The following is a 25390-nucleotide window of genomic DNA, read 5'->3' as shown; positions in this document are numbered from 1 at the left end:
TAATGTTTATGGTTGGAGGAGTTGCAGATAGAACTACAGAAGCTTTACTAAGATTCGGCGATAGAGGCAAGTATGTATTGAAGGCTGCTTTAGAGGTAGCTAGAGAAAACGGAAATTCAGAGTTAGGAGATTTTGACTATAAATCAGTTGTAATCAAGCTCCAACAGCTAGGCTTTGATGGAGATCCAAAGATGATTTTACGAGCATTTGAAAAGGACTATGGAATAATAGAGACTACATATAAGTCCTCCAACCAACACTGGTGGAAATTTATTGAGATTGATGAAATCTCCAAGACATTGGAACCGGAGGAAGATCCTGAGATAACCCTAATAAGAGTTCAGGCCAACAGTCTTAATATGGATGAATTAGAGAAAAAACTTAATTTCTTACTTACAAAGCCTTCTTTATCAGATGTAGATAAGATAGCGATAAAGAGGATCGCTTTCGAAGATCTAGTAGACTTAGTGAACCTATATAAGAGAGCATCACAATATGAGGAAACATACAGTATAGCTTTAAGAGTAAAAAGAATTTTAACTCTCTCATATAAGGTCTCCTCTAGGATAAATGTCAAGTCCAATACGGGATTTCATAAAGAAAAAGGGAAAGGAAAAGATAGTGATGTTGACAGTATACGACTTTTCGATGGCGAAAATCCTATCAAGAAGTGATTTGGATGCTGTATTAGTAGGAGACTCGCTAGGAATGAATGTTTTAGGTTATCCTACTACACTTCAAGTAACTATGACAGATATGGTTAGTCACGTGAGGGCTGTAGCAAGGGCTGGAATAAAGCAATTGATTGTTGCTGATATGCCATTCATGAGTTATGAGCAATCTGTTGAAAAAGCAATATATAACGCAGGGAAAATGGCAAGGGAAGGTGCACATGCAGTTAAATTAGAGGGAGGATCTGAAATAGAGGAAAAAGTAAGTAAAATTGTTGAGGCAGGGATACCTGTGATGGGGCACATTGGTTTGACCCCTCAAAGAGTCCTAAGAATAGGTGGATATAGGATTATGAAGGACGAAGATAAACTAGTATCTGATGCGAAAGCGTTGGAGGACGCAGGAGCTTTTTCTATAGTAATTGAGAACACTTTGTCCCATATAGCTAAGAAAATCACAGATACAATAAAAATACCAACGATATGCATCGGATCAGGACCACACTGTGATGGACAAGTCCTTGTCATACATGACGTGTTAGGATTAGGAGAATTTATCCCATACTTCGCAAAGCCTTATCTAAATTTGAAGGAGCAAATATTGAGTGCAGTTAAAAGTTTTACAGAAGATGTAAAAACCGGAAAATTCCCGTTTAAAGAAAATTATAAGGAATAAATATAAACATAGTTTTTATTATATACTCTTTCCTTTTCCCTTAAAGTCAGCAGATAATGCAGTAATTCTTTCTGAGATATATGAAAGGGCTATAGCTATATTTTCCCTATTGTTGAAATTTTTTGATAAATTAACAAGACTTTCTCTATCCCAGGTCTTCATTTCCTTAACTTTACTTAATAGTAGAGGGATAGCCCTTGTAACGTTATCAACTATAGTTACTGTAGAGAAAATGGAAGTTCTAGAAAGCGGATTAAGATCTATGGATATAACTTTCTTCCCCATTTTAACTAACGCTTCTGTTCTATCTCCATCCTCTAACGCTAAGAGAACGACATCTGAAGAGAATATTCCTTCCTTACTTACCCTTCTTCTCTCACTAAAGAGTTCTGGAATTGTTACTTGTTCATCCTCAACTCCTAGAACCTCAGTAGCTCCTGCTCTTTGTAGTTTTTCCTTGATTGATTTAAGTCTTTTTTCATTCCTATAAAAAAGATTTACTTCAAGCTTTGCTGGAATTTCATTAGCCAGTTTTACCAACTCTTCTGGAACTAATGCTGCCATGTTACCATTAACTGAAATAACTGGTTTCTTAGCTAATAACAATAAGGAAGCAGAGATCTCAATTGATCTTTTAGCAAAAGGAGTTGTTGTTTCGCCTATAAGGTAGTCAAAGCACTCTCCCCTCCCATGAGCAATTAGACCGTGTTCTGTTAGAATGTTTTCCCTTAACGCTTCTACTAGTTTTTCTCTAATGAGAAGAGATTCTCTTCTAGGATGATTAGCAGGAATTATTCCTGATGAGCCCCAATTTTCGCTAGATTGTGGACTATCCATCCTTGAGACTTACATTCTCCCATTCTAATTATTAATCCTTTCTTTCGAAAAGAATTGGGATAAGGAGAGAACATGCCTAGATCTTCTGTAAATTTTCTTGCCTGATTGAAGAAGTTCTCAATGCTTGGATTACTTAGAAATTCATCAATGTACTGAAGAGCTTTAGGATTATTCTTTATTATCCCCTTGGTTTCCATTCTTTCAATTGGTTTAGAACATATCTGTTGCCTATTGAATTCAACGTCAATTTTTCTGATTTTTCCTGGAAATCCTGGAACTTCTCTATAAATAAGTCCGCCTCCAATGTATTCAGCTTCAATATCACCAAGTCCATTTCCATTTATCACTTCACTTATATGAGCTGTTCTTATCGCTTTCTCCTCTTTTACGTTATAAAGATTTGACGCTCCTAATGCATAAGCTAAGCTTAGAACCGCACTCATCCCATAACCATAACCCAGAGGAATATTAGTCGATATCTCTACCTTAACTCCTCCTAAAGTCTTCAAAATGTAAACGTTAGGAAAATAAATCTTTTCTCCATTTAGTATTATTTCAGGATCCCCTCTGATTACTTTAGCCTCTATATATGGATCTAAAACGAGACCGATACCTATGGAACCTGATTCTATTGGATTTTTTGATAAAACTGGGTACCAAATGCCAGAAATACTTATTGGTACAAATATCGATGTCACAATGACCTTTTTAGGCAAAAAGTTATTATATTTTAGTAAAGAGAGAGGAGATCAGAGTTGATTCTTGACGCTTCTATCTTCAGCAGGGCATTGACCTACAATGGTCCTGATATTATTAAAAAGTACTATATAGAAGATGAAAAAGATATAGTTATAGGAAACCTTACATCAATGTCAGGAGAACTTGTTCAATATAAAAAGCCTAAATTAATAAGAGCTCCAGAAATTCTTCCTGATGGAACTTATTTCAAACTTGTAGAAAAAAGGAATGGAATAAGCTTTGCTGAAGTACCGTCTGGAATAGAATACGGAAAATTGATATCAATTATGGAAAGATATGGAGTTTTACCATCTTTGTTCCCATTGTATGACAAGGGAACTGTAGGAGGTTTTATACACACAAATGGATCTGGTTTTGGAAGTTATAAGTTTGGTTTTATCAAGGGTAAAAAAGAACTAGGAACTATAAAAGAGAACGGTATATCTGAGATAGGAGTAGTTAACTATCAAGAGCTGCTAGAAGTAGAAAGCGAAAATCGTTTTGCCTGGTCTGCCATTCTACTCTACGAGGGAGAAAAAGTAACTACAAAGTACTACGTTCCCTCACTTTATTCCCCTTTTGTTAATGGAAGCGAAGGTACTCCAATTCCCTCAATTCAAGTAATAAAAGACCTGTTTGCTCTTTCTAGCAATTTGTTTATTCAAGGGAAGATACCAGTAGCTGTTAGAGCAATAAGCCTCGATGAAATCAACAAGGCTCCTATGGAAAAGAAATTTGGGTATATAATAAATTTTAATTCACCGTCAAAATATTTCGTAACTTTCGGTACAATTAGTTTTAATGAAATAGAGGCTTTTCTTGGATTTTTAAATAAGAATCCATCAGTACTTCCATTTCCTTCCAACAGTAACTATAATGAAGTGCATAAAACAATCATGTCAAAGTTTAAGAAAAAACCAGAAATTCCGAAAGTCTTTGAGAAGGCAAACTTTTCAGACTTAAAATTCTCTAGCTTGTATAATGATGCGTTAAAATGTATTAACTGTGGTTTATGCCTCGACTCATGCCTTGCGTATAGAACTACGAAGGATATTTACCTCTCTCCTGTAGGCAAAATAATGAGATTAATATCCGCTGAAACTGAATTCGAGTACTGTTTTGGCTGTAAAAATGATGAAGATATATGCCCAGAAAAGATAAACATTTCGCAGCTTACAGAGGCTTTGCCTAGATTAGGAAAAAATAGAATGGCGTTTTCTATTGAACCAACTAGTGTTTCTCATAAAATTAAGGAATTAGAAAATATGCTGGAAGCAACTTACAAAAATAAGCCTATTTTTATTCTTTTTGTAGGTTGTGCAGCTAAATATGATCCAATAGGCCTTGAAGGTTTTATGGACTTTCTGTTAAGTAATGGCAATGAACTAAGCTCTCAATATTCCCCTAGAATAAAAATCGTAGAGGGGTGTTGTGGATTTGACAAGTATAACTCAGGTGATATTGAGGGGGCAAAAAGAGAGGTTTTATCCATATTAGATAAGAAAGAAAAATTAAACGCTGTAAGAGTTTACTTTCTATGTCCTGAAGGCCTTTATGTATATAATAGGCTATCGGGAGATCAAGGAATACTCGCTTATGAAGTTATAAAACCCCACATTAAGGGTAAAGTTCATGCAGGATGTTGGGCAAGAAAGCTAGGAATAGAAGGGGATGACAAGGAGTGTGCAGGACTTTCTATAACAACATACATGGGGAAACAAGTTAATACACCTAAAAAGGACGTGTTGACTATATGTCCATTTTCCACTTGGAAGTTCTCAACAAATTCAGTATACTCTCAGTTTTTAAAGAATACAAGTACTACTATGACACTTCAAAATATTCAGGTGCAAGATCAAGAAATAGTTGAACTGGCTAGACAATCTCTTATAGAAGGAATTATATCATCAGCTGATGATATTGCTGAAAGGGTAATTGATTGGAATATGGGAGGAAAAAATTACTTTATATTAATTATAATTCCAATAATTAGGAAAAGATTCTTATCTATTTTAAGCGATAACGTAAATAAGGACTTCTCTTTGAAGAGTTACTTTAAGAGCCTTTTAAACGATAACATTTTACTTAAGGAAAAAGTAAGGAGAGTCGTCGATTATTTAGTTTCCATAGATTTATCTGAGACTATAAATTCGTTGATTCCTTCTATACTTAATTCGCCAAAACTAGATTATGAAGCAAGAAACTTGGTAAGTCAAGAAGAATTTAAAAAGGGTATACTAGAAGCGATAAAAAAGGTTCCAACAGAAAACGCAATTCAGGATATATTTATAAGAATAGGCTACACTTAGGATGAGAAAGGCTTACCCACAAAGTTGAGATAAATATCTCTTATATAGATAGACGAACTAACCATTTCTTGACAATAATGCTTTACCTTTCTCAAAGTTAGATTAGCCCTTATTTAATGAATAAGATAGTTAATCTAAGAAATATTAAATTATTATTTTTAATTCTGAAAATGGAATATGTATATCATATATATTGAGAGTTTCATTGAACCTTGATTAACTAGTTTAATTATATAATTACCATATTTTAAACTCGCCTATATCGTGACAAAGGGATTTTATTATTTTTGGCTAGATAATGAGTATAACTGTTGATTTTCATATCATGAAATATACATCAACATAAAAGTTTACTTAGATTTTAAAAAATAAATTAGTTTTAAGTTATAAAAACATATTTTTGTCTCTTTCCATCATAATATATTAACCCATTTCTCTTTAGATAACTAAGGAAGGGATGTAATCTCTTTGGTATAATATCTTCAGGATTTGCTCCTCCCTTCTCAAAAAATAGATCTAGAATCTGAATAGTATCCAAAAATGTAACCAGATACTTTCCATCCAGCTCTATTATCTTAAGATTTGGATGAACATTTTTATTCACTCTTTCAACTACTATGAATCCTTTATCAAGAATTTCTTCGCAAATTGTCCTTTCTCTAGATTTTTTTTCGTTTAATGCTATTCTAAGCATATTTTCTATTTCATCCAATTTTCGATATAAACTATTTGAACTACTTGTGCCTAACAGGTTCAAAATCTTGTCATCCTCAGAGGAGTTCATTTATATTTTCAACGGAAAAAAGGATAGAGAGTAATATGAAGATAAGAATTAAGTACTTTGCATTTATAAAGGATATTACTGGGAAAAATGAAGAGATCATTGAAACCCAATGTAAAGATATTGTTTGCTTAAAAAAACAACTAATCAACAAATATGGAAAGAAAATGGAAGAAATTTTAGAAAAAGGTATTGCAGGAACAAATATCGCAGTTCTAGTCAACGGATCGATTTCACAAGAAATAGCTGATGGAGATGAAATAGCGATTTTACCCCCACCTGCAGGAGGTGAATTAATTAAAGGAAAATTCGATTTTTTAAAAGAAATAAAGGATTTTAGATCTCAAGCGCCTCCTGAAGCCGGATCTATGGTAACTTATCTAGGTTTTGTAAAAGGAAAGGTTGATAATCATGAAGTATATGAGCTTAGATATGAAAGCTATGAAGATTATACAATAAAAAGATTGATGGAGATTGAGGAAAGCTTACTTAAAAAATATCCAGACTTAATTAAGGTTAAAATAATCCACGCGATATCTAATATGAAACCTGGGGATGACGTTATATTAATTATGTGTTTAGGCAAGGGAAGGAAGGACGCAATACGTGCTATAGAAGAAGGAATTGAATTAGTAAAACATACTACTGGTATATGGAAACTAGAGGTTAGAGATGATGGAGACTTTTGGGTGGTCGCGGGTAATACAAGGGTGAAAAGGGGTGAATAAGCCAGTAGGTCTCTCAATAGCTGGAATAGACACAGGTAATGGAGCAGGATCTGAGACTGATGTGAAGACTTTTGAGTCTAGAGGTGTACATGGAGTACTCGCACCAACAGCAATTACGGCACAAAACACTATGGGAATCTTTGGCATAATACCCGTTGATCCACTATTTCTATCTAAGGAGATAGAAATTATTTTCCAAGATTTTGAGGTTAAAATAACAAAAATAGGAATGGTATATAATAGCCATCAATTTAAGGTAATAGAGGACAAAGTATCGAGTAATATAGTAGTTGACCCAGTAATTCACGCTAAAGATGGAACTCAACTGATTAATGATCTTGATGATTATAAGAGAATAATTTTAAAAAAAGCCACTGTTTTGACTCCAAATGCTATTGAGGCATCTTTTCTCTCCAGAATGAACATTAGTTCATTAGAGGACGCTTTACATGCGTGTAAAAAGATTAGAGATGAGTTTGGAATAGAGTATGTAATAGTTAAAGGAGGACATATTAGTTCAGATTATAGTTTTGACGTGCTCTGTAATGGAAAGGAAGTGGTAAAGGCTGGATATCCAAGACTTAATGTTAAGGATACTCATGGGACGGGTAGTGTATTTTCTACAGTTATTGCTGCAGAAATAGCTAAAGGTAAGAGCGTTGAAAATGCCTTCTTTGAGGCCAGAAGAGTTCTTCAAGATGCTATTTTACACGGCTTAAATATAGGTAAAGGAATAGGCCCAATAGATCCTTTAGTATCCCTAGAAAAGAAATCATTTAAATTTTCAGTTATTGAAGAAATGATAAAGTTTGGAGACTTTATAGAAGGACTTCAACGCTTTTGGACGCTAATACCCGAGGTTCAATCAAACTTTGCACACTCTATACCCCCTCAATACGTAGACGGAATTAACGATATAGCAACTTACAGAGGTCGGATTAGTAAGAGTTGGAACAATAAAGTAAAAGTAGGTTTTCCAGCAGTCTTTGGAAATCCGACACATACAGCCAGAATGCTTTTATCTATTATAAATTTTAAAGAGAATGCAAATTCACTTATTAACTTAAGATTTGATGAAAATATCTTAAAGATATTTAAAGATATTGGATATGAAACTATTGAAATTAATAGAGAAAAAGAACCTCAACATGGTGAAGGTAAAACGATGCAATGGATTATTCAATATATTAAAGAGAATTACGGACGAGTCCCTCAGATAATCTTCGATAGAGGAATGAAGGGTAAAGAAGCTATGATAAGGTTTTGGACTTCAGATATTGAAGAGATGATGGATAGCTTAAAACTTGTATGCAATAACATCTAAGTATGGAAATCGAGAAGATGCTTATAGCACTTAAAAACTTAGTTAGAACCGGATGGATGCAAAAAGGAATTCCAGGAAGTGAAGGTGAAACTGTTGCAGAACACTGCTTTGAAAGTGCCGTTCTAGCTTATGTTATTGGATTAAAACTTAAGGAAAAGGGGATCCAAGTTAATCCTGAAAGAGCATCAACTATAGCGCTCTTTCATGATGCGGGAGAAAGTTTACTGGGGGATTTCCCTAAATGGGCTTCAGAAAGGATTGATAAATATAGTGCAGAATTAGACGCCTTTAAAAGTTTAGGAATTGGAGAAGACCTCTTTATAGAATATAAAAAAACAATAACTTTAGAAGGAAAGATAGCTAGACTTTCTGACAGGTTATCTACTTATCTGCAGACGAAACGATATTCAAAGAAAGGATATGATGTCTCTGAGATTGGTGATAGCTATGCTGTAGAAATTAGAAATTTTTTAAACTCAGAACCTTTTATCTTACTAGGAGATCTATGGAAGAGCATTGGTGTGTATAATTTTTTACAAAATGAAAAAACGGGCTGAACATTCTGTGAACTAACTCCAGCCTTTTGATCGATCTTCTAACATCATCTCAAGATTGGGGCACACATAACACTTGAACAGAGATCCACCATCTGACCTCCTCCCCGCTCTGAAGAGCGAGGCTTTCAGTTGTAACTTCATTGTTGCATGAGTAATGTTCCATTTCGCTTGAACATTAGTCAAAACTGATCTTATAGCGAAAAAAAGAATATTTTTATAAAAGGAGTTTTTATATATATCTTCTATAATTAATCTATCTAATCTTCATCGATTGAAGTCTTTCTCCTACTTGACACTTACTAAGATAAATTTTAAACTATTGGATTTCACTATAATCCTCATGAAAGTAACAGCTGGTTCAAAAGCGCCAGGTTTAGTCAATGTTTTTATAGAGATACCAATGGGTTCGAACATAAAATACGAGTATGATGAGGAGGAGGACATAATTAAAGTTGATAGAATTCTTTACACTTCCATGGTTTACCCGTTCAACTATGGATTTATTCCTGGTACATTAAGCGAAGATGGCGATCCATTGGACGTTCTAGTTATTAGTAATTACCCATTCTTTCCAGGAACTGTTATAGAGGCTAGACCAGTAGGTATGATATTTATGCAAGATGAGGAAGGGATAGATAGAAAAATCGTGGCTGTACCTAAAGAGAAAGTAGATCCAACATTTTCACAAATAAAGGATATAAATGATTTACCTGAAGCGGTGAAGAACAGGCTAATTCACTTCTTTGAGCATTACAAAGAACTTGAGCCCGGTAAATGGGTTAAAATTTCAGGATGGGGAACTTACCAACAAGCTATTAACGAGATTAAGTCAGGCCTGGAGAGGATAAATAAATAATGGGTTTTTTAATTTTATCTTTGCTATTTTCTACTCTGCTCATTATATCTTCCATTCTTTCATCGTCTTGGTTCCTTCTGCAGGTATATTATTATAAGAGCGTAAAGGAAATTCTATATAAATATCAATCTCTGAATAGGAGTCCTAAAATATCAATAATAGTTGCAATTAAGAACGAACCCATTGATATAATCGAAGAACTTTTTGAGAATTTGTCTAGCTTAGATTATGAAAACTACGAAGTAATAGTTATCAGTGACGATGACGAAGATTACTTCAGGAGAATTCTCCTTGAAGTTAAGGGAAATAAAATACACTTATTTAGAAGAGATGAGAGAAAAGGAAGAAAAGCAGGAGCGTTAAATTTTGGGATAAGCAAAGCCTCAGGAGAATATCTAGTTTTCCTCGATGCAGAAGCTAGAGTTGATAGGTATTTTTTATCAAAAATAGCTGTAATGCTAAAAGACAGAGAGGCAATTGCACTAAAACTTAGCGTTAGAAATCTAAATTCTCCTTTAGGAATGGCTTACGCAAAAACAACAGATTTTTCGATGAAATCAATGTTTCTTTCAAGATGGGAAAAGGGTCTATTTATTTTTCCTAATGGATCTGCATTAGCAATTAAAAGAGACGCAATGAAAAAATTAATGTGGAGAGAAGGTCTAATGACTGAGGATTTGGATCTTGGAATCAGATGTGTAATGCACGGTATAAAAATAGATTATATACATGATATAGAAGTGTCAACTCTTTCTCCTCTTGGTATCTTTGACTTGTATGAACAAATAAAGAGATGGGCATATGGGTCAGGTGAACTACTTTTTTCATCTCTTAGATTAGCAAAATTTGGATTAAAGGGAATTGAAGGAATAATCTATGTTAATCAATGGGGAATTTATTCGTTTTTCCTTTTTATGCTTATTTTAACTTCAACTATAGATCCAATTGTCAAAATACCAGATCTTATACTCTTAGTTACTATTATTCTATACTCTATATCTATTGGCATATATTCATTAATACTTAAAGCAAAAGGTGATTTTCGAACAGCTACTGCAACTATATGGGGTTCGTTCTTTGGCTATATTCAAGGTTTGATCAGAATTAAAAGCGATTGGAAAGTTACTCCTAAAGATAAACGAAAAGATGTAAAACCTTTTCTATTATACATCTTCCAATATTTACTCATTTTATTTTCTTTTATTGATATTTACTTAGGTTCTTTACTTCAAGGTATCATGCTTTTTCTTTTATCTATATCCATATTCATCATGGAGTAATAGCCTTAATTGATGACATTCTCATAGCTTCCGAAAATGCCTCGTCTGGCCTTATGCTATACTTGACAATATATTTCTTCACAAGTCTATAGCTATCTGGACTTTGAACTATATCTTTAGAAGATGCAAGCAACTTAAGGTACATTGATCTTCTCTCTATTTCTGCCTTTACCTCATCTAAGCCCTTTCCTAACTCTTCTAACCTTGTCCTGAATACCTTAGCGCTATCTAGATCAAGGATGTGACTGTCTAGCTTACTATCCCAATTAACTACCCTTCTATAATCACTCCACGTCACTACTTCATCTATACCAACAACTCTTCTCCTAAGGACAAGTTTATCCCCTATAAATACTGGTAGCCTCCTAACACTTATTACCATATTCATCATTGGAACCCATTCCTTCGGTATGTTTAGTGGTTCGTTCATTAACCTCTTTATGGCGCTATCTGTATCGTATGCATGGAATGTTGTAGCCCCTCCGTGTCCAGTAGATAAAGCTTGAAATAGAACGTATGCTTCAGCACCTCTTATCTCTCCTACGACAATCATGTCTGGTCTATATCGTAGAGATAATTTCAATAGATCCATCAAACTAACCTCTTTACCTGTACCAAAACTCTCTCTCGCATATAGTTGAACCCAATTATCTTGAGCTAATTTTATCTCTGGAATATCTTCTATTGAAACTATCTTCATTGAATCTTTAACTAGGTTAAGGATTGAAGTCATCATTGTTGTCTTTCCAGCTCCAGTTACTCCTATAACCATGAAAGACATCCTTAAGTCAATTCCGTACCATAAGTATGCAGCTACCTGTGGCGATAAAACTCCAGAATTTATCAAGTCTAGAATCGTTATAGGCCTATCGTTAAATCTTCTGATTACAAAAGATGAACCCCTAGCACTAACCTCAGTCCTAAACGTTGCTGCGATTCTATCTCCTTTTGGAAGTATTCCATCGCCGATTGGATTAGCTATTGATATTGTTTTTCCAGCTAACGATATTAGCCTTAAAACAAGTTCATCCATTAGTTCTCTTCCGTTAACCTCTAAGTCAACTATTCCCATTTTTTCCCTTATTGTAATGTTAGTAGGAACATATTCGAAGTCTCTATGATATACAAAAAGCGGTAGATCTAATCCGGAGGAAGAGATGTCCTCTATTTTATAATCCGCTAAAAGCGGAGTCAAAATATTATAGCCAAACATATTCCTCAAAAGATAGTAAGTTCCTACTTTTGCTCTAGTACTAAGTAACTTTATTCCACCTCTTTCTCCCTCAATTATCTTGAGATCTTTTCTTTTTATATCCGATTCAAGGATAATTTTTCCTAGATCTATTATATCAGATCTATCTAGAAGCGATCTCTCTATCTCTGTGATCAAAAAAGTGTAAAGATCAAACGTTTGTATATCTATAGGTGGTTCAACTAATACATATTTATATGTTCCCTTCTCTTGATCATATGTAATAAATACATGAGGCTTAGCGATTGCCAGTTCAATACTAGATCTTTCAAATGACTTCCTAATATCCTCTGGTAAAAAATTTAGAATATCAATTTCATAATCGGAAATTATTTCCGTTAATTCCTCAATTGGAGCAGATAATGGAACTAAAGTAATTGGAAGCTTAGTATCTCTAAATAACGATTTTTTCACTTTGACACTTGTAGAAGAAGCCTTACCAGAATTAAATACCTTTGGAAATTTAATATCCATAAAAAAAGAGTTGTTTTACTTCTATATAAGTTATAGGCTTGCAGGTGATGATGACATAAAGTTGAAATGAACGTGAACTAGAACAATCAGCATCACTAGAGTTATTGCTACTAATATAGCAGAGTGAAGGAAACCATAAGCTATTTTACCCGAGGAAAGTTTACCCACTAGAAATCCAGCAAAGAATGAATTAAATATAGATGAAATAGCTGTGATAAATATTGCCTTAGGTAGATATACAGATGCGGAAGCCAAAGGCCCATAACTAAATGTAAGTGCGGAATTACCACTTATTAATCCGAGTATTGCTGAACCTAAAATGAGGGAGGCTATTAAGGCTAACACTATTCCGACATACGGTGTCGCTAGGAGAATTTTCACTTTCTCATCATATTCCCTTTTTATTTTGATCTGAGCATCTATTTGATCGGCTATACTTTCAACCGTCTCTGGAGTCATACTACCTATTTCAATCATGTCTGCTAAGGACACTAATGCGATTTTCGAGGAGAAGTCCATAATTTTTTCTGAACCTTTTTTAAATGCATCTTTTAATGGATATCCAAGTCTCATATATCCATATATTTCCTGTAAAATAGTTCTCAACTTTCCCATCTCTGCGGCATCCTTTATATTCCTAATTACAGTCTCAGGAGGTAGGCCTGCTCTTACACCTTCTGAAATGGCCCTCAGAAAACCTACAACATATGGATCATAACCCGTTCCAGCCCTTAGTTTTCTCGTTAATATAATAGCTGGAGGTAAAGAAGCAACTAGTAATCCTATAGTAATCGCTACAGAAACAGGAATTACATCAGCAAGACCCCCTGATAAGGTAAAGAACTCTACGAGCTGATGTTCAGCTGCTAATATAGCAAGCATTACTACGATTCCAGATGCGAATGAAATGTAAAATATTCTATAGTTAACTTTCTTATCAGGAAATCTTAGCTGGATTTGTTCCACTTCATAAACAAAGATCAAGTTGATCAAGGGAAGAACAACTACAGCTAAGACTCCAAGGATCGAGTCTGGAATAAAGTGAAGTTGAGGAAATACCCCTTGAAGAATAATTGTCAGGAAGAACATTATAAATCCTGAAGATAACCAAATTACGTATACTTCCGCTATTCCAGAAAGCTTATCAGAAGCTAAACTAGCCTTTAGCTTTAACTGTTCTAAGATATCCTTTGCCTTTGACTCCATTGTCTCAATTACTGGTGCACCTGTCCTCACTGCAGTAACGTATGTCATTAGGAAATCAGTTAATAACTTAGAAGGAGAAGTCTTTACCGAGTTTGCTATGGCATCTTCTACACCTTCGCCAAGATATCTCATTCTTTTAGTAAGATAGGTTGAATATTGAGTGACGAAATTGAACGCTGATGATTTAGATAATTTTTCAAACATTATTCTTGGAGCAAGTCCTGCCTTCAAGAATATTATAAACACAGAAGAGAAAGGAGCTACCTCCGCATCATAGCCGATTCTCCTATTTTCAATAGTTTGAGAAATATTCGCTGTTATTGCCAAATACGCTGTAGGCGGAATTATTATACCAAACATTATCATCATCATGGATAAAACTAGATATTTAGCTAGCCTAAATAGAAGATAGAATTTTACAAAAATAAATATACCAATTGCAGTAAGAAAGACAGCCATTACTATCGACAATAGCAAAAAGAAGAATAGTTTAGCTGCATATAGCTGAGGATCTTCGCTAATCCCAGCCTTTAGAAGCTTTCCCTGAATTCCTTTAGCTATAGACTTAACAATACCAAGATTATAGAACGAGAGATAAAGAGAAATAGAGGTTTTAGTTGACTTCTCTTGCCTATTACTGGCTGTTTTCCTTAACTTAAAGGCCATATCATTTAATTTATATAGAAAAGAGGTATAAATGTCTCGCTATTTTCATTTAGTAAAGGTTAATAATAATAAATTGAAAATTTACTATTTATAACCATCCTAAATAATGTATAAAAATATTTATTATCAACTATAATAATTAACATGTTGTGAACTACCGTTGCCTTTGACCTCCATAGAGATAAAAAGAATTCTGAACCAGCGTCAATTTATTCAATGATCTTTAGATTTGGTACGCCACATTCCCGGCTTGAGTTAAACTGCTTAGATCGTAGGAATAAAAATAAGAGTAAGAACAAATAGCCCTTTTTAGGGCTAAGTAGCAACTCTGTAAGTTTTTTATTCGTGTTAACTGTTATTAAGATGGTGGTCAATTAATTGCCTAAAAAAGAACAACCAACGCCAGTCAGAGAAGTGGTAAAGCCTTCGGAAGGAGAAGTAATTTGCGTAGTGAAAAAAATGCTTGGTGCTGAGCATATAGTTGTACTTTGTGTAGATGGAAAGCAAAGAACTGCTAGGATACCTGGAAGAATGAGAAAGAAAGTATGGATAAGGGAAGGAGATGTAGTTCTAGTAGCACCATGGGATTTTCAGTCTGATAAAGGAGATATAACCTATAGATATATGAACGATGAGTTAAAAAGGCTAATTGAAGAAAAGGTTGTTACAAGGGATATAATAGATCAATTAAGAGGCTAGAATGCTTGGAAAAAAGAAAAGAGGAAAAGAGATTAAAGGATAAAGATCTTTTTAAAGTAGTTGATTCTACAATTGATGCAAAAACTTTTCTTATTCTTCAAGATTTAGCAAGAAAATATGAAATAGAAGAATATTGGGGAGCCGTATCTTCAGGTAAGGAAGCTAGAGTATATCCTGCAAAAACTTACAATGGAAATTTTTACGCAGTTAAAATTTATTATACAACAACATCGGCCTCAAAAAGAGCAATTGAGAGATATGCTTTCTCAGATAGACGATTCTCAAATTTAAAAACATCAAATACAAGGAAGATAATATCCATTTGGGCAAAAAAGGAATTCAAGAATCTCAGTATAATGCATGATAACGGGATAATAGTTCCTAAACCTATAGGTGTAAGAGAAAATATTCTTATTATGGAATTTATAGGCGATAATGGAATAAGGGCACCTCTTCTTAAGGAGATATCTAAGGATGAAGTTTCACGTGAGCTTTACGATAACATTTTGCTTCAAGTTGAACTGATGGTTAAAAAGGCTGGTTTAGTGCATGGAGATCTGAGTGAATATAACGTAATGATATGGAATAATAAAGAGTACATTATAGATGTTAGCCAGAGTGTAACAATAGACCATGAAAATTCTCAACTGTTACTAAAAAGAGATATAGATAATATAAATAGATTTTTTGAAAGCTGTGGAGTAGAGGTTGATGATTCTGAAGAAATTTTAAAGCGTGTATGGATATCTACATGAGGAAAAATGTTTGTAACTGTTTCAGACGAGAAGCTTAATGAGGCTAGGAATATCGCGACCAAGCTTGAACAGATGACTGATATAGAAATAATATATGATGATAGATTGAAGACTTTCAATGTAAATCCAAAGGGTAATGCATATGAAGCAATTAAAGTGGTATCCGTATTTAACGCGATAGATCTGGATTTTACTCTAGATGAAGCTCTAAAATTATTGGCAGATGAATATTACCTCGATATCATAGATTTGAAGAAGAGCTTTGGGAATAATCCCTCAGTCATAAGAAGAATAAAAGGAAGAGTCATAGGAGAGAATGGTAAGGCAAAGAAAATAATTCAAGAATACACAGGGTGCAATATTTCCATAAGTAAGCATAGCATAGCTATTTTAGGTTTAGTAGAGCAAGTACCAATAGCTAGAAGGGCTATTGAAATGTTAATAGATGGGAAGGAACACTCAACTGTTTACAAATATCTTGATAAGGCTGAAGCCGAGTTAATAGCGTTTTCAAAGAACAGGTTTAAGGACCTCAAGTGAACCTAACTTCATTTCCTGAACATAGTGTTGAATTACTTTACCGTATGATGCCACAATACTTCTTTTCTTGTAGTCCTCTAGAAATAGCTCTAAATCTTCATAATCACTAGAAAATAATAATTTAAAGAATTCTAATAAAATTCTCTTAGGCTCGCTTAATATATCTTTAGTATAAAGAAGGTTTGGATTTGGTCTCATTAAAAGAGTAAGATGCGTTCCATTAAGCTTTGCTATCATTGCTATTTTATACGCGCTATATTCCTTAGTAGGCGATTTCTTGCTTGCCTTTACCTCTATGAAAAATTTTTCTCCATCCTTTTCAGCCTCTATATCATGCGTAGGAAGATCAACAGACTTAACATTAACAAAATTCATATCTTCAAGAATTTTTCTTGCCCTAAATTCCATAGCAAAACCAAGTACAATTCCCTTTGCTCTTCCTATAGCGAAATCTAATTCATCATCGGATATTCCATATTCCTCCTTTAGAAGCTTAAGGGAATCCACGAAATAGAGTTATTGCCATAAAATAAAAATGTTTTGTAATGCTGTATTTTGGAAGATTATATTCTATCAAAGAGAGAGAAATTTACAACTTGAACATGTATCAAGTTAAATATGATACAAAGGGCAGAAGACTTCAGATCTTGTGAGAGATGCCAAAGAAAAAGAGGAAAACTTCTATTACTTTAAAAGGTTTTGCCATCTATACTTAAGGTATTCTCATGCCAGTTCTTGGAAATAAGCCGATTCATTAGAATGTATTATATGAACTTCGCCTTTAAACAGACAAATGTACAGATTGAAAAATAGTGGAAAAGTTGAGCATTGATACAGGAGTTAAACAGACATTCCCTCAAGATATGAGGGTTGGTAGTGCCTTATCCCATATCGTTGCTGCAGCATCTATAGTTGAGGAATTAGAAGGTGAATCAGAAGATGTTGATCTAACAGTGATAAAATACGTTGATGCATGGATAAATGAGATGCTTCCTATAAATTATAAGCCCGGACTAGCTGAAGTCTTAGGTTCCAAGATAAAAAAGAAATTAACAGGAATTTTCCCTGAAATCAGTGAAAATGAACTTGGAACAACTCTAGATGAAGCTATAGAGGTTAAAAACTCCATCGAACATGGAGAAATAATATATGACTATGCAGACTTAGAAGTAAGAATAGAACGAGTATTAAGATCTTTGGGCGTAGATATAAATTATTTCTCTAATTACCTAGAGACAAATAACTTCGGAGAAAAAGTAAATAACTTACTAAGCTTACTGGTTTTAACAATAGGTATTGCGGCAGTGAGGAAAAAATGGACAGCGGAATTGCAATAACGGCGGAAAAGCTAATTGATATAACGGCAAAAAAGGCTTCATTGATAAAGTTAAAGGATGATGAAGTAGTAAAAGCTGTAGGTTTTTCCTCTAAGAGTATGGCGGAAAGGGTAATTGATAAGGTTTCATTTTGGCTCTCATATGAGAATAACCACTTGCTTTATTGTAAACTTTGTAATAAGGGACCTTTTACAAAGAGAGGACTTTTCCTTCATTTAACAAGACTTCACAGGCAAGAAATAAAGGCTATGTTAGAAGATGAGATAAAAAGAGAAATAAAGGCTATTATTTAGCTTAAGCTATTTAATGATCTATCTAAGTCATCTATTAAGTCATTAACATCTTCTATTCCAACTGATAATCTGAGTAAGGAATCAGTAATGCCAACAGTCTTCTTCTCATCAAGTGTAAGAGTTCTATGGCTCATCGTAACTGGATGAGAAATTAGAGAGTTAACTCCTCCTAAACTTTGGGCCGGTATTATAATCTTTGTAGATTTCATAAGTTTAATAGCTTCATCTTTTCCTCCTTTCACTTCAAAACTGACAACTCCTCCAAAACCTTTTAACATTTTGACAGCTATCTCATGGTCTGGATGACTTTTTAAACCTGGATAATACACTTTATTTACTTTCGAATGATCAGATAGGAATTCCGCTATTATTTCGGCATTTTTATTTATTACATCCATTCTAACTTTTAATGTCTTCATTCCTCTTATAACTAGATATGCTGGTGAAGGCTCTAGAGATGTCCCTAACGTTCTTCTCATTAAATCAACCTTTGATAATATGTCAGCCTTTCCAGCAGCTAAACCTGCAATTACATCATTATGACCTGAAATAAATTTTGATGCGCTATGGACAACTATATCTGCTCCAAATTCAAGTGGTTTCTGATTTACCGGAGTAGCAAAAGTTGAATCTACTATTAATACGCTTCCTTTTTCTTTAGATATTTTAGAAAGAGAATCCAAGTCTACCACTCTTAGCAATGGATTTGTTATACTCTCAACGAATATTGCATTCCATTTTCCAGATTTAGCTATTTCTAACAGGTTCTCATTTCCAGGCTTAGATACCTCAACGTTAACTCCCCAAGACCTAAGAAAATCTGATGAGAAGCGCAAAGATCTTCCAAACATGTCCATAGTTACAAGCAAAGAAGATCCAGGTTTTAGAATAGTTAGTAATGTCGTAGAGATTGCTCCCATCCCTGAAGAAAATGCAATTCCCATTTCTGCTTCTTCTAATGTTGCTATCTTCTTTCCCAATTCCAAAACTGTTGGATTAAGTTCCCTAGAGTACCTATATTTTTCTCCTTGGGGAAATGAATAGGCAGTTGTTTGATAAATAGGTGTAGTTATAGCTCCGGTCTCTTCATCAATATCTTCCCTTACTATATTAGTTCCTTCTTTCAACGTTTACACCTCCGGCTATTTCAGCCCTCTTTAGAGTACATTGTAAATTAAATTCTTTACATATATCTATGGATTTCTTTTCAATTTCATCTATCCTGGTTTTTTCATCGTAAACTACAAGAATCGAAGGACCTGCACCACTTACACAACTACCCACTGCGTCTAACTTTAATGCTATATCTTTTATTTTTCTATAGTGAGGAAAAAGAGGTTCCCTAGATTTTTCTACTATATCGTCGTTTAAACCTTGTCTTATAAGATTTCTATCTCCTTTAAAGAAACCTAAAAGGAGAGACGATAAGTATCTAGAATTAGAAACGTAGGACTTTAGAGGAATCTCTCGAGGAAGCATTTCCCTTGCCTTTTTTAGTTTTTTCTTCCACTTTTACTGATGGTATAACTAGGAGAAATTTAACATGAATATTAGCTGGAACCTCTATTACTGAGATCGGATTAGTTGAGGTTACAGCTACCACGCCACCAAATATGCTTGCTGCTACATTATCTGGGTGAGGCGAACCAGAGCTCGCTATTTCTCCTGCCATCGCATATTTAACTAAGTTCTCCTTTGAAAGACCAAGTTCAAGTAACTCATTAACAGACGCTACAGCAGCTGCTGCTGACGCTCCGCTACTTCCTAAACCTAGAGAATATGGAATGCCTTTCCTTATCTTTAGTTTTATCCCTTCTTTGAGTTCTAACTCTTCAAGTAACGTTTTGACGGCATATCCGGCCGAATTTTCTTCTACTGAAAGGGGAACTCCTGAATTTGATTCTATTGTTACTCCTTTTTTTTCTGACGTTTCCGCGATTACCTCATCAAAGAATGCATTGTGTGCAACAGATAGAATGTCAAATCCAGAACCTAAATTCGCAGAACTTGAAAAGGCTCTACTAAGTATGGACATAGTCAGAGTTCTCTTAATATAATATTAAGATTACCTTGCAGAAGTCTTATCTAAAAATTCCTTCCAAGAATTTTTCCTTACCCTTTTTCACTATAATGTATAATGTCTCTGTATTTATTTCTTCTCCTGTTATATATCCTTCAGGGGCTATCACTTTAGCTCTACCTAAAAAGTATGGAGCAGTTGATGGTGATTTTAATTTAACAGAAGGATTTTTTACTATTTTGCTAATGCCGATCCAATCATCATAACCTATCTCATCCCCTGTTCCATTCGATACTATTTTTCTAGATATAGAAAAATTATACTTTTCTGGATTACACGTAAAAGAGCTTATAACTAGAATATCCCCTATCCCCTTCTCTAAAGCTTTACATGCCGGATATGAACCTAATAGAATTTTCCTAAATGGTAAATTCATTAACCTTGGATCTTCTTCCCCTAAGATCACTGGATCCTTTTCCTTAGAGTTTAATATAACTTTAACCTCCTCATCTTCTGCTTTTTCCTCTCCGGGATTAAGAGCTATATATCCATCAGCTAAAGTAAATGTTCCTATCATATAACTCTCAAATCTTACTGGAATAGCGTAACCGTCTACAAGAAACACTGGTATATATGTAAATCGTTTCGAGTCCGCTTTAACTGGCAATAAAAGTCTGGCTATAGTTGATTCTTCCTCATAAGTTCTCTCGCCTACCATCTGACTTAAGTAGTTTCTTATTAATTTACCATAAATCATTATAGTTGCTACTGCATTACCTGGAATTCCAAATACCGGTTTACCTTCAATTATACCTAGAATAGCCGGTTTGCCAGGCTTAATCCGCAAACCATGAACTACGATTTTACCTTTTTCCCTTATTATCTGATGAACGTAATCCTTTTCACCCGCACTTGTACCTCCCGTAATTAGAACAACGTCTGCTTTCTCTAATCCTCTATTTATGGCATCCCATATTTCGATCTTGGAATCCTTAACTACTTCCCTTCCTACTGGAATGAAACCGTCTTTTCTTAAAACTGCTGACAAATAATATGAATTGCTTTCAAAGATTTTACCTATGGATAACTCTTCACCAGAGCTAATTAACTCATTTCCAGTACTCACAATATAGATTTTTGGAGGGCGAAAGACCTTTATTTCTGAAATTCCAGTTGAGGCAAGGAGCGATATTATTTCAGGAGTTATTTTATTTCCTTCCCTAACTATAATGCTATTCCTATTTATATCACTACCAACCCAAGCTACGTTTAGACCAAATGGAATTTTTTTATCTATAAAAAAAATATTATTGTTAACTCTTGTATCCTCTATTTTTACTACAGCATCTGCACCATATGGTAAAATTGACCCAGTATCCACTTCTACGGCAACTCCTTTTTCAATTCTTAATTCCTTAGCTTCACCTATTCCTATCTTTCCAATAATCTTGAAACTACCTGGTGTATCAGAAGATTTAACGGCAAATCCATCAACAGTAGACCTAGAGAAAGGAGGTAAATCTATATTCGACCAAATATCTTCAGCAGCTACCAACCCTAACGCATTATCAATTTTAACCTCAATAATTTCCCTTTTTGGAGGCATCTCTTGAACAAACTTGGATAGAGCTTCCTCAACTGACAATAAGGAATTATCCGGAAGAATAGCTCTCATAAAAAAATTAAATGTAAAAATACCTTATAACGTTATAAGCGTAGCCTGCTGAAGCTGTTCTAATACTTGAACTATGGGATCCTTTAACTGGTCGAACTCTATATTTGCCTCTTTACTTACTTCTTCAACTATATCATTCACAGTCTTTTCTCCATCACACATTGCCCATATATAGTAAGCTATCGGAGCTACCTCGTATACCTTATCCTCCGATAATTTAATTATATAATTATCTCCTTCTTCAGCCTTATCTATAAATTCTCCTGATTTTTGTGGTTTTCTATCCTTTACATCTAGAAAATTCATTCTTCCTCATCTCTAGGTCTTCTTCCTCTAAAACCACCGCCTCCTCTTCCTCTAAAACTTCTCCTAGGTGGTGGTGAATTATCGGTTGGTATATTTTCAGGGATTTCATCAGCTTCTGGTATTTGTCCATCTTCTACCTCAGAGATCTTTGACTTACTACCAGCGTTTAATTGGACCTGACCTTTAAATGCGGTTGTCCATCCATTTTCTATCTTTATTACTTGGCCTTCTTTTAATTCCTCTTCTCTTGATCCCCAAACAGTCAGCTTTACTCTACCAGTTTCGTCCCCTACCATTATTTCTCTTATAGTTCTTGGTCCATTCCTCGTCTGAATGGATCTCTCATCTCCTACTTGAAGAATACGTGCGGTTACATTTACATTTTCTATTCCTGCCTTTAGGTTACCTATTTTTTCATCCATAACTCCCGAACTCACGTTATTTGTTAAATAATTAAGGCAAATCACATATTTAAATCTTGTTTATGCTTTGTGTTGCGGAACAAATCTAAAGATCTCTAGAATAATTGATGTTTAGCTTAGAACTCTTTTATTCCCTTTCACTAAGAATTATAAAAAGAAAGTAGTATACTGAATAAAAAATCGCACTTGCTCCATAACACATTAGTTAGTAATTCTCTTCATAAATTTGTGTCAATTCTAAACATAAACATGTATGGAAAAATTTTTAGTCTACACTAAACTTCGTAAGCTATTCATAACTTTCGTTAGATTATAACTTAACCTTTCTTTATAAGCTATGCAAACTATAAGTTATATGGGAGCAATAGTGGATAATAAAGTACTTGAACTCCCCAGAAAATTCCTTGAAGCCCTTTGGATGCCATTTGTGGGAAGGGAAGAGGAGGCTAAAGTAATTACTCTTGCGCTTCTAACAAAAGAGCACGTAGTATTGATAGGAGAGCCTGGTACAGCTAAGTCTGCACTAGCTAGGAGAGCTGCTGATCTATTGCATGCAAAGTTTTTCATGTACTTGCTAACTAAGTATACAGAACCCGCAGAATTATTTGGAGCTTTGGATATTGGTGCGCTTAAACAAGGTATTTACAAAAGAATAACTAAGGATAGACTTCCAGAAAGTGAGTTAGCTTTCTTAGATGAAATATTCAACGCAAATAGCGCTATACTTAACGCATTACTCTCATTACTTAACGAAAGAGTTATCTATGATGGATATAACGTAATAGATGTCCCTCTAAAGACGTTAATAAGTGCCAGCAATAGAGTGCCAGACGAACCTGAACTTGAGGCATTATACGATAGATTGCTTCTAAGACATTACGCTAGACCAGTAGGAGAAGAGATGTGGAGAAACTTAATTGACTCTGCATGGGATCTAGAATTTTCAAATAAATGGAAGGTAAGCTCTCCTATTATGAGCGTAAGTGATCTGGAAGCAATTTATAGTTATCTTACAGAGGTTGATCTTTCTCAAGTAAAGAACAAGCTACTTAAGCTATATGCTATGTTGGAAGAGAAAGGAATTCACTTAAGCGATAGAAGAAAGGGTAAGGTATTAAAAATAGTCGCTGCTCACGCGCTTTTAAATGCGAGGTTAAAGGCGACTGAGGAAGACTTGATCGTATTGAAGTACATTGCACCGAGAGAGATTGATGACTTTGAGAAAGTTTCAGCTCTTCTATCTGAAGAACTGAAGACACCAATAAAGTATATGAGAGAGCTAAACGAAATATATAGTAATATAAAAGAGGCAGGTAAATATGTTGATGCAGCAAACGAGTCAGATCCAAGACTGGTTGATATAATAAGAAGTTTAAAGGCTACTAAGGATAGAGTTTCAGCCTTAGGTAAAGAGAGTGGAGATGAGAAAGTAGAGGAGTTCTCAAAGGAAGTAAATAACGAGATAGATAAACTCTTGGATAAAGTTGCTAGAAAGCTGGGGATTTTTTCATGACAGGTTATCTTATTGGAATAGATTATGAGGATCCTATAACCAAGTATAGAGGGGATAGAATTCTCTATACAATAAAGAGAATTTCAGGAAAAGAATTGAACATGGATTCAGATTTCCTAGTAGACACATATTATACACATTATCTTCCTTTACCTATACTGAAGTCAAAATCAGATCTTAACAAGGAAGACATGATAAAGCACTCTCTCCTAAATATGATGCTCTCTTCCGACATTGTCCTAAGAAATAGGAATTACTCTATAGCTAACTCAGCTGTAAGTATGGCATTATCTGTTAGTTATGTCCAAAACCTAATCGAAGAGCTTGAGAAAATTAAGAGAACCTCTCAATCTGCCGAAGAAAGGGAAGCGGCAGAACAGATTCTTAATGGTTTAATGAAAGGAAACTCTGGAAAAGAAGGCAATAACGAACAAAAACAGAACTCGCAACAAAGTCAAAATCTGCAGAAAATGATGAAACAAGTTCACGAAAAAGCCCTATCTAAAGCTGAAGAGGATGCTAACTCAGTAAGGAGTATGCAAAGAATAGTTGGAGGAAATGGTGCTGGAATAGGAAGTTCATTAAATTTTGAAGGCGATATACATGAGGTTCTAAGGTTAGCTAGAAACACAGAAATAAAGAAAATTCTAGAATTTCTGAGTGGGATCCCGAAATTAGGAAGTTTTACAAAGAAGAAAACTACACGTTATTCTAGAGGAGAGCTTTTCGGATATGAAGAGGGTTCAGATTTAGAAAGACTAGTTCCTTCAGAACTAGCCATGCCAGAGGAACTATTTGACGTGAAGTTGGCCGAAAGTCAGCTTCTTCTCTATCAGAAGCAAATTAAAGAAAGCTTAGGTCCTATATATTTGTTACTAGATAAGTCTGGTAGTATGGATGGAGAGAAAATTCTTTGGGCAAAAGCAGTAGCCCTTGCACTTTACAGTAGAGCTAGGAGGGAGAATAGAGATTTCTACCTCAGATTCTTTGACAATATACCCTATCCGTTAATAAAGGTTATAAAGAATGCCAAAAGCAAGGATGTAATAAAGATGATTGAGTATATAGGGAAAATTAGAGGAGGTGGTGGAACAGACATAAGCAGATCTGTTATTTCAGCTTGTGAGGACATAAAGGACGGACATGTAAAAGGAGCTAGTGAAGTTATCATACTGACTGACGGAGAAGATAAAATTGCCGAGACAACTGTAAGAAGATCATTAAGGGACTCTAACTCAAGCTTAATAAGTGTAATGATGAGAGGGGATAATGCAGACTTAAGAAGAATTTCAGACATATATCTAGTTGTATATAAACTAGATCAACAGGACTTGTTAAAAGTAGTAGAAGCTTAGCAGAAGAAGATTATTTCAAAGTTTTATCTTAATAGGGATTAAGAGGAAAAGACTCTCCGTCAGAAGAATGGGTATAGATATCATAACTAAAATATACAAGATCACGCCCTTAAGTAAATG

The 25390-nt window shown here is 34.6% G+C and carries 25 protein-coding genes and 1 pseudogene; 15 read left to right on the top strand and 11 right to left on the bottom strand.

Going from position 1 to position 25390, the window contains the following annotated elements; all coding sequences use genetic code 11:
* The first annotated feature begins 8 nt into the window (after positions 1-8).
* Together CM19_RS02715 and panB are read left to right on the top strand one after the other, a co-directional pair.
* The gene (locus tag CM19_RS02715) at positions 9-674 is read left to right on the top strand and encodes a hypothetical protein (RefSeq protein ID WP_048098996.1); all 666 of its coding nucleotides are present in this window, start codon (positions 9-11) and stop codon (positions 672-674) included.
* The gene (gene panB, locus CM19_RS02710) at positions 571-1347 is read left to right on the top strand and encodes a 3-methyl-2-oxobutanoate hydroxymethyltransferase (RefSeq protein ID WP_048098914.1); all 777 of its coding nucleotides are present in this window, start codon (positions 571-573) and stop codon (positions 1345-1347) included. The genes CM19_RS02715 and panB overlap by 104 nt, the downstream gene beginning before the upstream one ends.
* A gap of 18 nt (positions 1348-1365) precedes the next feature.
* Here the strand turns inward: panB and CM19_RS02705 are convergent, their stop codons facing one another.
* Complete coding sequence (locus tag CM19_RS02705; protein ID WP_048098913.1) at positions 1366-2184, bottom strand: 4-phosphopantoate--beta-alanine ligase; 819 nt, start codon at positions 2182-2184, stop codon at positions 1366-1368.
* Positions 2139-2882, bottom strand: coding sequence for a GHMP family kinase ATP-binding protein (locus tag CM19_RS02700; protein ID WP_235185602.1), 744 nt, complete (start codon positions 2880-2882; stop codon positions 2139-2141). The genes CM19_RS02705 and CM19_RS02700 overlap by 46 nt, the downstream gene beginning before the upstream one ends.
* A 57-nt stretch (positions 2883-2939) precedes the next feature.
* Here CM19_RS02700 and CM19_RS02695 point away from each other — a divergent pair, with 57 nt between their 5' ends.
* Positions 2940-5231 carry a 4Fe-4S dicluster domain-containing protein gene (locus tag CM19_RS02695; protein WP_048098912.1) on the top strand — a complete coding sequence of 764 codons (2292 nt, stop codon included), beginning with the start codon at positions 2940-2942 and terminating at the stop codon, positions 5229-5231.
* Positions 5232-5610: 379 nt separating this feature from the next.
* Here CM19_RS02695 and CM19_RS02690 read toward each other — a convergent pair whose 3' ends face one another.
* On the bottom strand, positions 5611-5943 hold the full coding sequence (locus tag CM19_RS02690) for a hypothetical protein (protein ID WP_048098911.1): 333 nt from the start codon (positions 5941-5943) through the stop codon (positions 5611-5613).
* 107 nt (positions 5944-6050) lie between these two features.
* Between CM19_RS02690 and CM19_RS02685 the strand changes: the two genes are divergently transcribed.
* The 5 genes from CM19_RS02685 (at position 6051) to CM19_RS02665 (ending at position 10757) form a co-directional block, all read left to right on the top strand.
* Positions 6051-6740, top strand: coding sequence for a MoaD family protein (locus CM19_RS02685; protein WP_048098910.1), 690 nt, complete (start codon positions 6051-6053; stop codon positions 6738-6740).
* Positions 6733-8064 carry a bifunctional hydroxymethylpyrimidine kinase/phosphomethylpyrimidine kinase gene (gene thiD, locus CM19_RS02680; RefSeq protein WP_048098909.1) on the top strand — a complete coding sequence of 444 codons (1332 nt, stop codon included), beginning with the start codon at positions 6733-6735 and terminating at the stop codon, positions 8062-8064. The genes CM19_RS02685 and thiD overlap by 8 nt, the downstream gene beginning before the upstream one ends.
* A 2-nt stretch (positions 8065-8066) precedes the next feature.
* On the top strand, positions 8067-8621 hold the full coding sequence (locus tag CM19_RS02675) for an HD domain-containing protein (RefSeq protein ID WP_048098908.1): 555 nt from the start codon (positions 8067-8069) through the stop codon (positions 8619-8621).
* A 340-nt stretch (positions 8622-8961) separates the two neighbouring features.
* Entirely contained in the window at positions 8962-9477 is a 516-nt protein-coding gene (gene ppa / locus CM19_RS02670) for an inorganic diphosphatase (RefSeq protein WP_048098907.1), read from the top strand.
* Positions 9477-10757, top strand: a complete 1281-nt coding sequence (locus CM19_RS02665; RefSeq protein WP_052349423.1) for a glycosyltransferase family 2 protein — start codon at positions 9477-9479, stop codon at positions 10755-10757. The genes ppa and CM19_RS02665 overlap by 1 nt, the downstream gene beginning before the upstream one ends.
* On the opposite strand, the gene CM19_RS02660 is transcribed toward CM19_RS02665, so the two are convergent.
* Both CM19_RS02660 and CM19_RS02655 read right to left on the bottom strand, forming a co-directional pair.
* Positions 10747-12483: a type II/IV secretion system ATPase subunit gene (locus CM19_RS02660; RefSeq protein WP_081801190.1), complete on the bottom strand. Its 1737-nt coding sequence runs from the start codon at positions 12481-12483 to the stop codon at positions 10747-10749. The two genes, CM19_RS02665 and CM19_RS02660, sit on opposite strands and share 11 nt — an antisense overlap.
* Positions 12484-12513: 30 nt before the next feature.
* Positions 12514-14355 (bottom strand): type II secretion system F family protein, encoded by a 1842-nt coding sequence (locus tag CM19_RS02655; RefSeq protein WP_048098906.1) that lies wholly within the window; start codon positions 14353-14355, stop codon positions 12514-12516.
* A gap of 378 nt (positions 14356-14733) precedes the next feature.
* Here CM19_RS02655 and CM19_RS02650 point away from each other — a divergent pair, with 378 nt between their 5' ends.
* The 3 genes from CM19_RS02650 to CM19_RS02640 are packed head-to-tail and all read left to right on the top strand — an operon-like array spanning position 14734 to position 16349.
* Positions 14734-15054: a translation initiation factor aIF-1A gene (locus CM19_RS02650; protein WP_048098905.1), complete on the top strand. Its 321-nt coding sequence runs from the start codon at positions 14734-14736 to the stop codon at positions 15052-15054.
* Positions 15055-15059: 5 nt separating this feature from the next.
* Complete coding sequence (locus tag CM19_RS02645) at positions 15060-15809, top strand: serine protein kinase RIO (protein WP_052349422.1); 750 nt, start codon at positions 15060-15062, stop codon at positions 15807-15809.
* Positions 15810-15815: 6 nt separating this feature from the next.
* Positions 15816-16349, top strand: coding sequence for a KH domain-containing protein (locus CM19_RS02640; RefSeq protein ID WP_048098903.1), 534 nt, complete (start codon positions 15816-15818; stop codon positions 16347-16349).
* On the opposite strand, the gene CM19_RS02635 is transcribed toward CM19_RS02640, so the two are convergent.
* On the bottom strand, positions 16320-16856 hold the full coding sequence (locus CM19_RS02635) for a hypothetical protein (RefSeq protein WP_048098902.1): 537 nt from the start codon (positions 16854-16856) through the stop codon (positions 16320-16322). The genes CM19_RS02640 and CM19_RS02635 overlap by 30 nt on opposite strands.
* A 305-nt stretch (positions 16857-17161) precedes the next feature.
* Between CM19_RS02635 and CM19_RS02630 the strand changes: the two genes are divergently transcribed.
* Entirely contained in the window at positions 17162-17686 is a 525-nt protein-coding gene (locus CM19_RS02630) for a hypothetical protein (RefSeq protein ID WP_048098901.1), read from the top strand.
* A complete protein-coding gene (locus CM19_RS02625; RefSeq protein ID WP_048098900.1) occupies positions 17665-17979 on the top strand; it encodes a hypothetical protein in 315 nt (104 codons plus the stop codon). The genes CM19_RS02630 and CM19_RS02625 overlap by 22 nt, the downstream gene beginning before the upstream one ends.
* On the opposite strand, the gene CM19_RS02620 is transcribed toward CM19_RS02625, so the two are convergent.
* The 5 genes and pseudogenes from CM19_RS02620 to CM19_RS02600 form a co-directional block, all read right to left on the bottom strand.
* Entirely contained in the window at positions 17976-19106 is a 1131-nt protein-coding gene (locus CM19_RS02620) for an aminotransferase class I/II-fold pyridoxal phosphate-dependent enzyme (RefSeq protein WP_048098899.1), read from the bottom strand. The two genes, CM19_RS02625 and CM19_RS02620, sit on opposite strands and share 4 nt — an antisense overlap.
* Positions 19090-20014, bottom strand: a pseudogene (locus CM19_RS02615) (homoserine kinase). Before CM19_RS02615 ends, CM19_RS02620 begins: the two are co-directional and overlap by 17 nt.
* Before the next feature lie 46 nt (positions 20015-20060).
* The gene (locus tag CM19_RS02610) at positions 20061-21674 is read right to left on the bottom strand and encodes a molybdenum cofactor synthesis domain-containing protein (protein ID WP_048098898.1); all 1614 of its coding nucleotides are present in this window, start codon (positions 21672-21674) and stop codon (positions 20061-20063) included.
* Between the two features lie 24 nt (positions 21675-21698).
* Entirely contained in the window at positions 21699-21980 is a 282-nt protein-coding gene (locus tag CM19_RS02605) for a PqqD family protein (protein WP_048098897.1), read from the bottom strand.
* Positions 21977-22402, bottom strand: coding sequence for a single stranded DNA-binding domain-containing protein (locus CM19_RS02600; protein ID WP_048098992.1), 426 nt, complete (start codon positions 22400-22402; stop codon positions 21977-21979). The genes CM19_RS02605 and CM19_RS02600 overlap by 4 nt, the downstream gene beginning before the upstream one ends.
* A gap of 355 nt (positions 22403-22757) precedes the next feature.
* On the opposite strand from CM19_RS02600, the gene CM19_RS02595 reads away from it, so the two are divergent.
* Together CM19_RS02595 and CM19_RS02590 are read left to right on the top strand one after the other, a co-directional pair.
* A complete protein-coding gene (locus CM19_RS02595) occupies positions 22758-23915 on the top strand; it encodes an AAA family ATPase (RefSeq protein ID WP_420804706.1) in 1158 nt (385 codons plus the stop codon).
* A complete protein-coding gene (locus CM19_RS02590; RefSeq protein WP_048098896.1) occupies positions 23912-25270 on the top strand; it encodes a vWA domain-containing protein in 1359 nt (452 codons plus the stop codon). Before CM19_RS02595 ends, CM19_RS02590 begins: the two co-directional genes overlap by 4 nt.
* Positions 25271-25390 lie beyond the last annotated feature (120 nt).

Origin of the sequence: Candidatus Acidianus copahuensis (assembly GCF_000632495.1) — an archaeon.
GTDB lineage: Archaea > Thermoproteota > Thermoprotei_A > Sulfolobales > Sulfolobaceae > Acidianus > Acidianus copahuensis.
The sequence above is the reverse complement of the archived record's forward strand: the minus strand, read 5'-3'. Positions and strand labels throughout refer to the sequence as shown.

What these genes read in the sequence shown, in the direction of transcription:
- CM19_RS02715 (WP_048098996.1), top strand. Translation starts at nt 9, where the DNA reads ATGGTTGGAGGAGTTGCAGATAGAACTACAGAAGCTTTACTAAGATTC.
- panB (WP_048098914.1), top strand. Translation starts at nt 571, where the DNA reads ATGTCAAGTCCAATACGGGATTTCATAAAGAAAAAGGGAAAGGAAAAG.
- CM19_RS02705 (WP_048098913.1), bottom strand. Translation starts at nt 2,184, where the DNA reads ATGGATAGTCCACAATCTAGCGAAAATTGGGGCTCATCAGGAATAATT.
- CM19_RS02685 (WP_048098910.1), top strand. Translation starts at nt 6,051, where the DNA reads ATGAAGATAAGAATTAAGTACTTTGCATTTATAAAGGATATTACTGGG.
- CM19_RS02675 (WP_048098908.1), top strand. Translation starts at nt 8,067, where the DNA reads ATGGAAATCGAGAAGATGCTTATAGCACTTAAAAACTTAGTTAGAACC.
- ppa (WP_048098907.1), top strand. Translation starts at nt 8,962, where the DNA reads ATGAAAGTAACAGCTGGTTCAAAAGCGCCAGGTTTAGTCAATGTTTTT.
- CM19_RS02665 (WP_052349423.1), top strand. Translation starts at nt 9,477, where the DNA reads ATGGGTTTTTTAATTTTATCTTTGCTATTTTCTACTCTGCTCATTATA.
- CM19_RS02660 (WP_081801190.1), bottom strand. Translation starts at nt 12,483, where the DNA reads ATGGATATTAAATTTCCAAAGGTATTTAATTCTGGTAAGGCTTCTTCT.
- CM19_RS02655 (WP_048098906.1), bottom strand. Translation starts at nt 14,355, where the DNA reads ATGGCCTTTAAGTTAAGGAAAACAGCCAGTAATAGGCAAGAGAAGTCA.
- CM19_RS02640 (WP_048098903.1), top strand. Translation starts at nt 15,816, where the DNA reads ATGTTTGTAACTGTTTCAGACGAGAAGCTTAATGAGGCTAGGAATATC.
- CM19_RS02625 (WP_048098900.1), top strand. Translation starts at nt 17,665, where the DNA reads ATGGACAGCGGAATTGCAATAACGGCGGAAAAGCTAATTGATATAACG.
- CM19_RS02610 (WP_048098898.1), bottom strand. Translation starts at nt 21,674, where the DNA reads ATGAGAGCTATTCTTCCGGATAATTCCTTATTGTCAGTTGAGGAAGCT.
- CM19_RS02605 (WP_048098897.1), bottom strand. Translation starts at nt 21,980, where the DNA reads ATGAATTTTCTAGATGTAAAGGATAGAAAACCACAAAAATCAGGAGAA.
- CM19_RS02600 (WP_048098992.1), bottom strand. Translation starts at nt 22,402, where the DNA reads ATGGATGAAAAAATAGGTAACCTAAAGGCAGGAATAGAAAATGTAAAT.
- CM19_RS02595 (WP_420804706.1), top strand. Translation starts at nt 22,758, where the DNA reads ATGGGAGCAATAGTGGATAATAAAGTACTTGAACTCCCCAGAAAATTC.
- CM19_RS02590 (WP_048098896.1), top strand. Translation starts at nt 23,912, where the DNA reads ATGACAGGTTATCTTATTGGAATAGATTATGAGGATCCTATAACCAAG.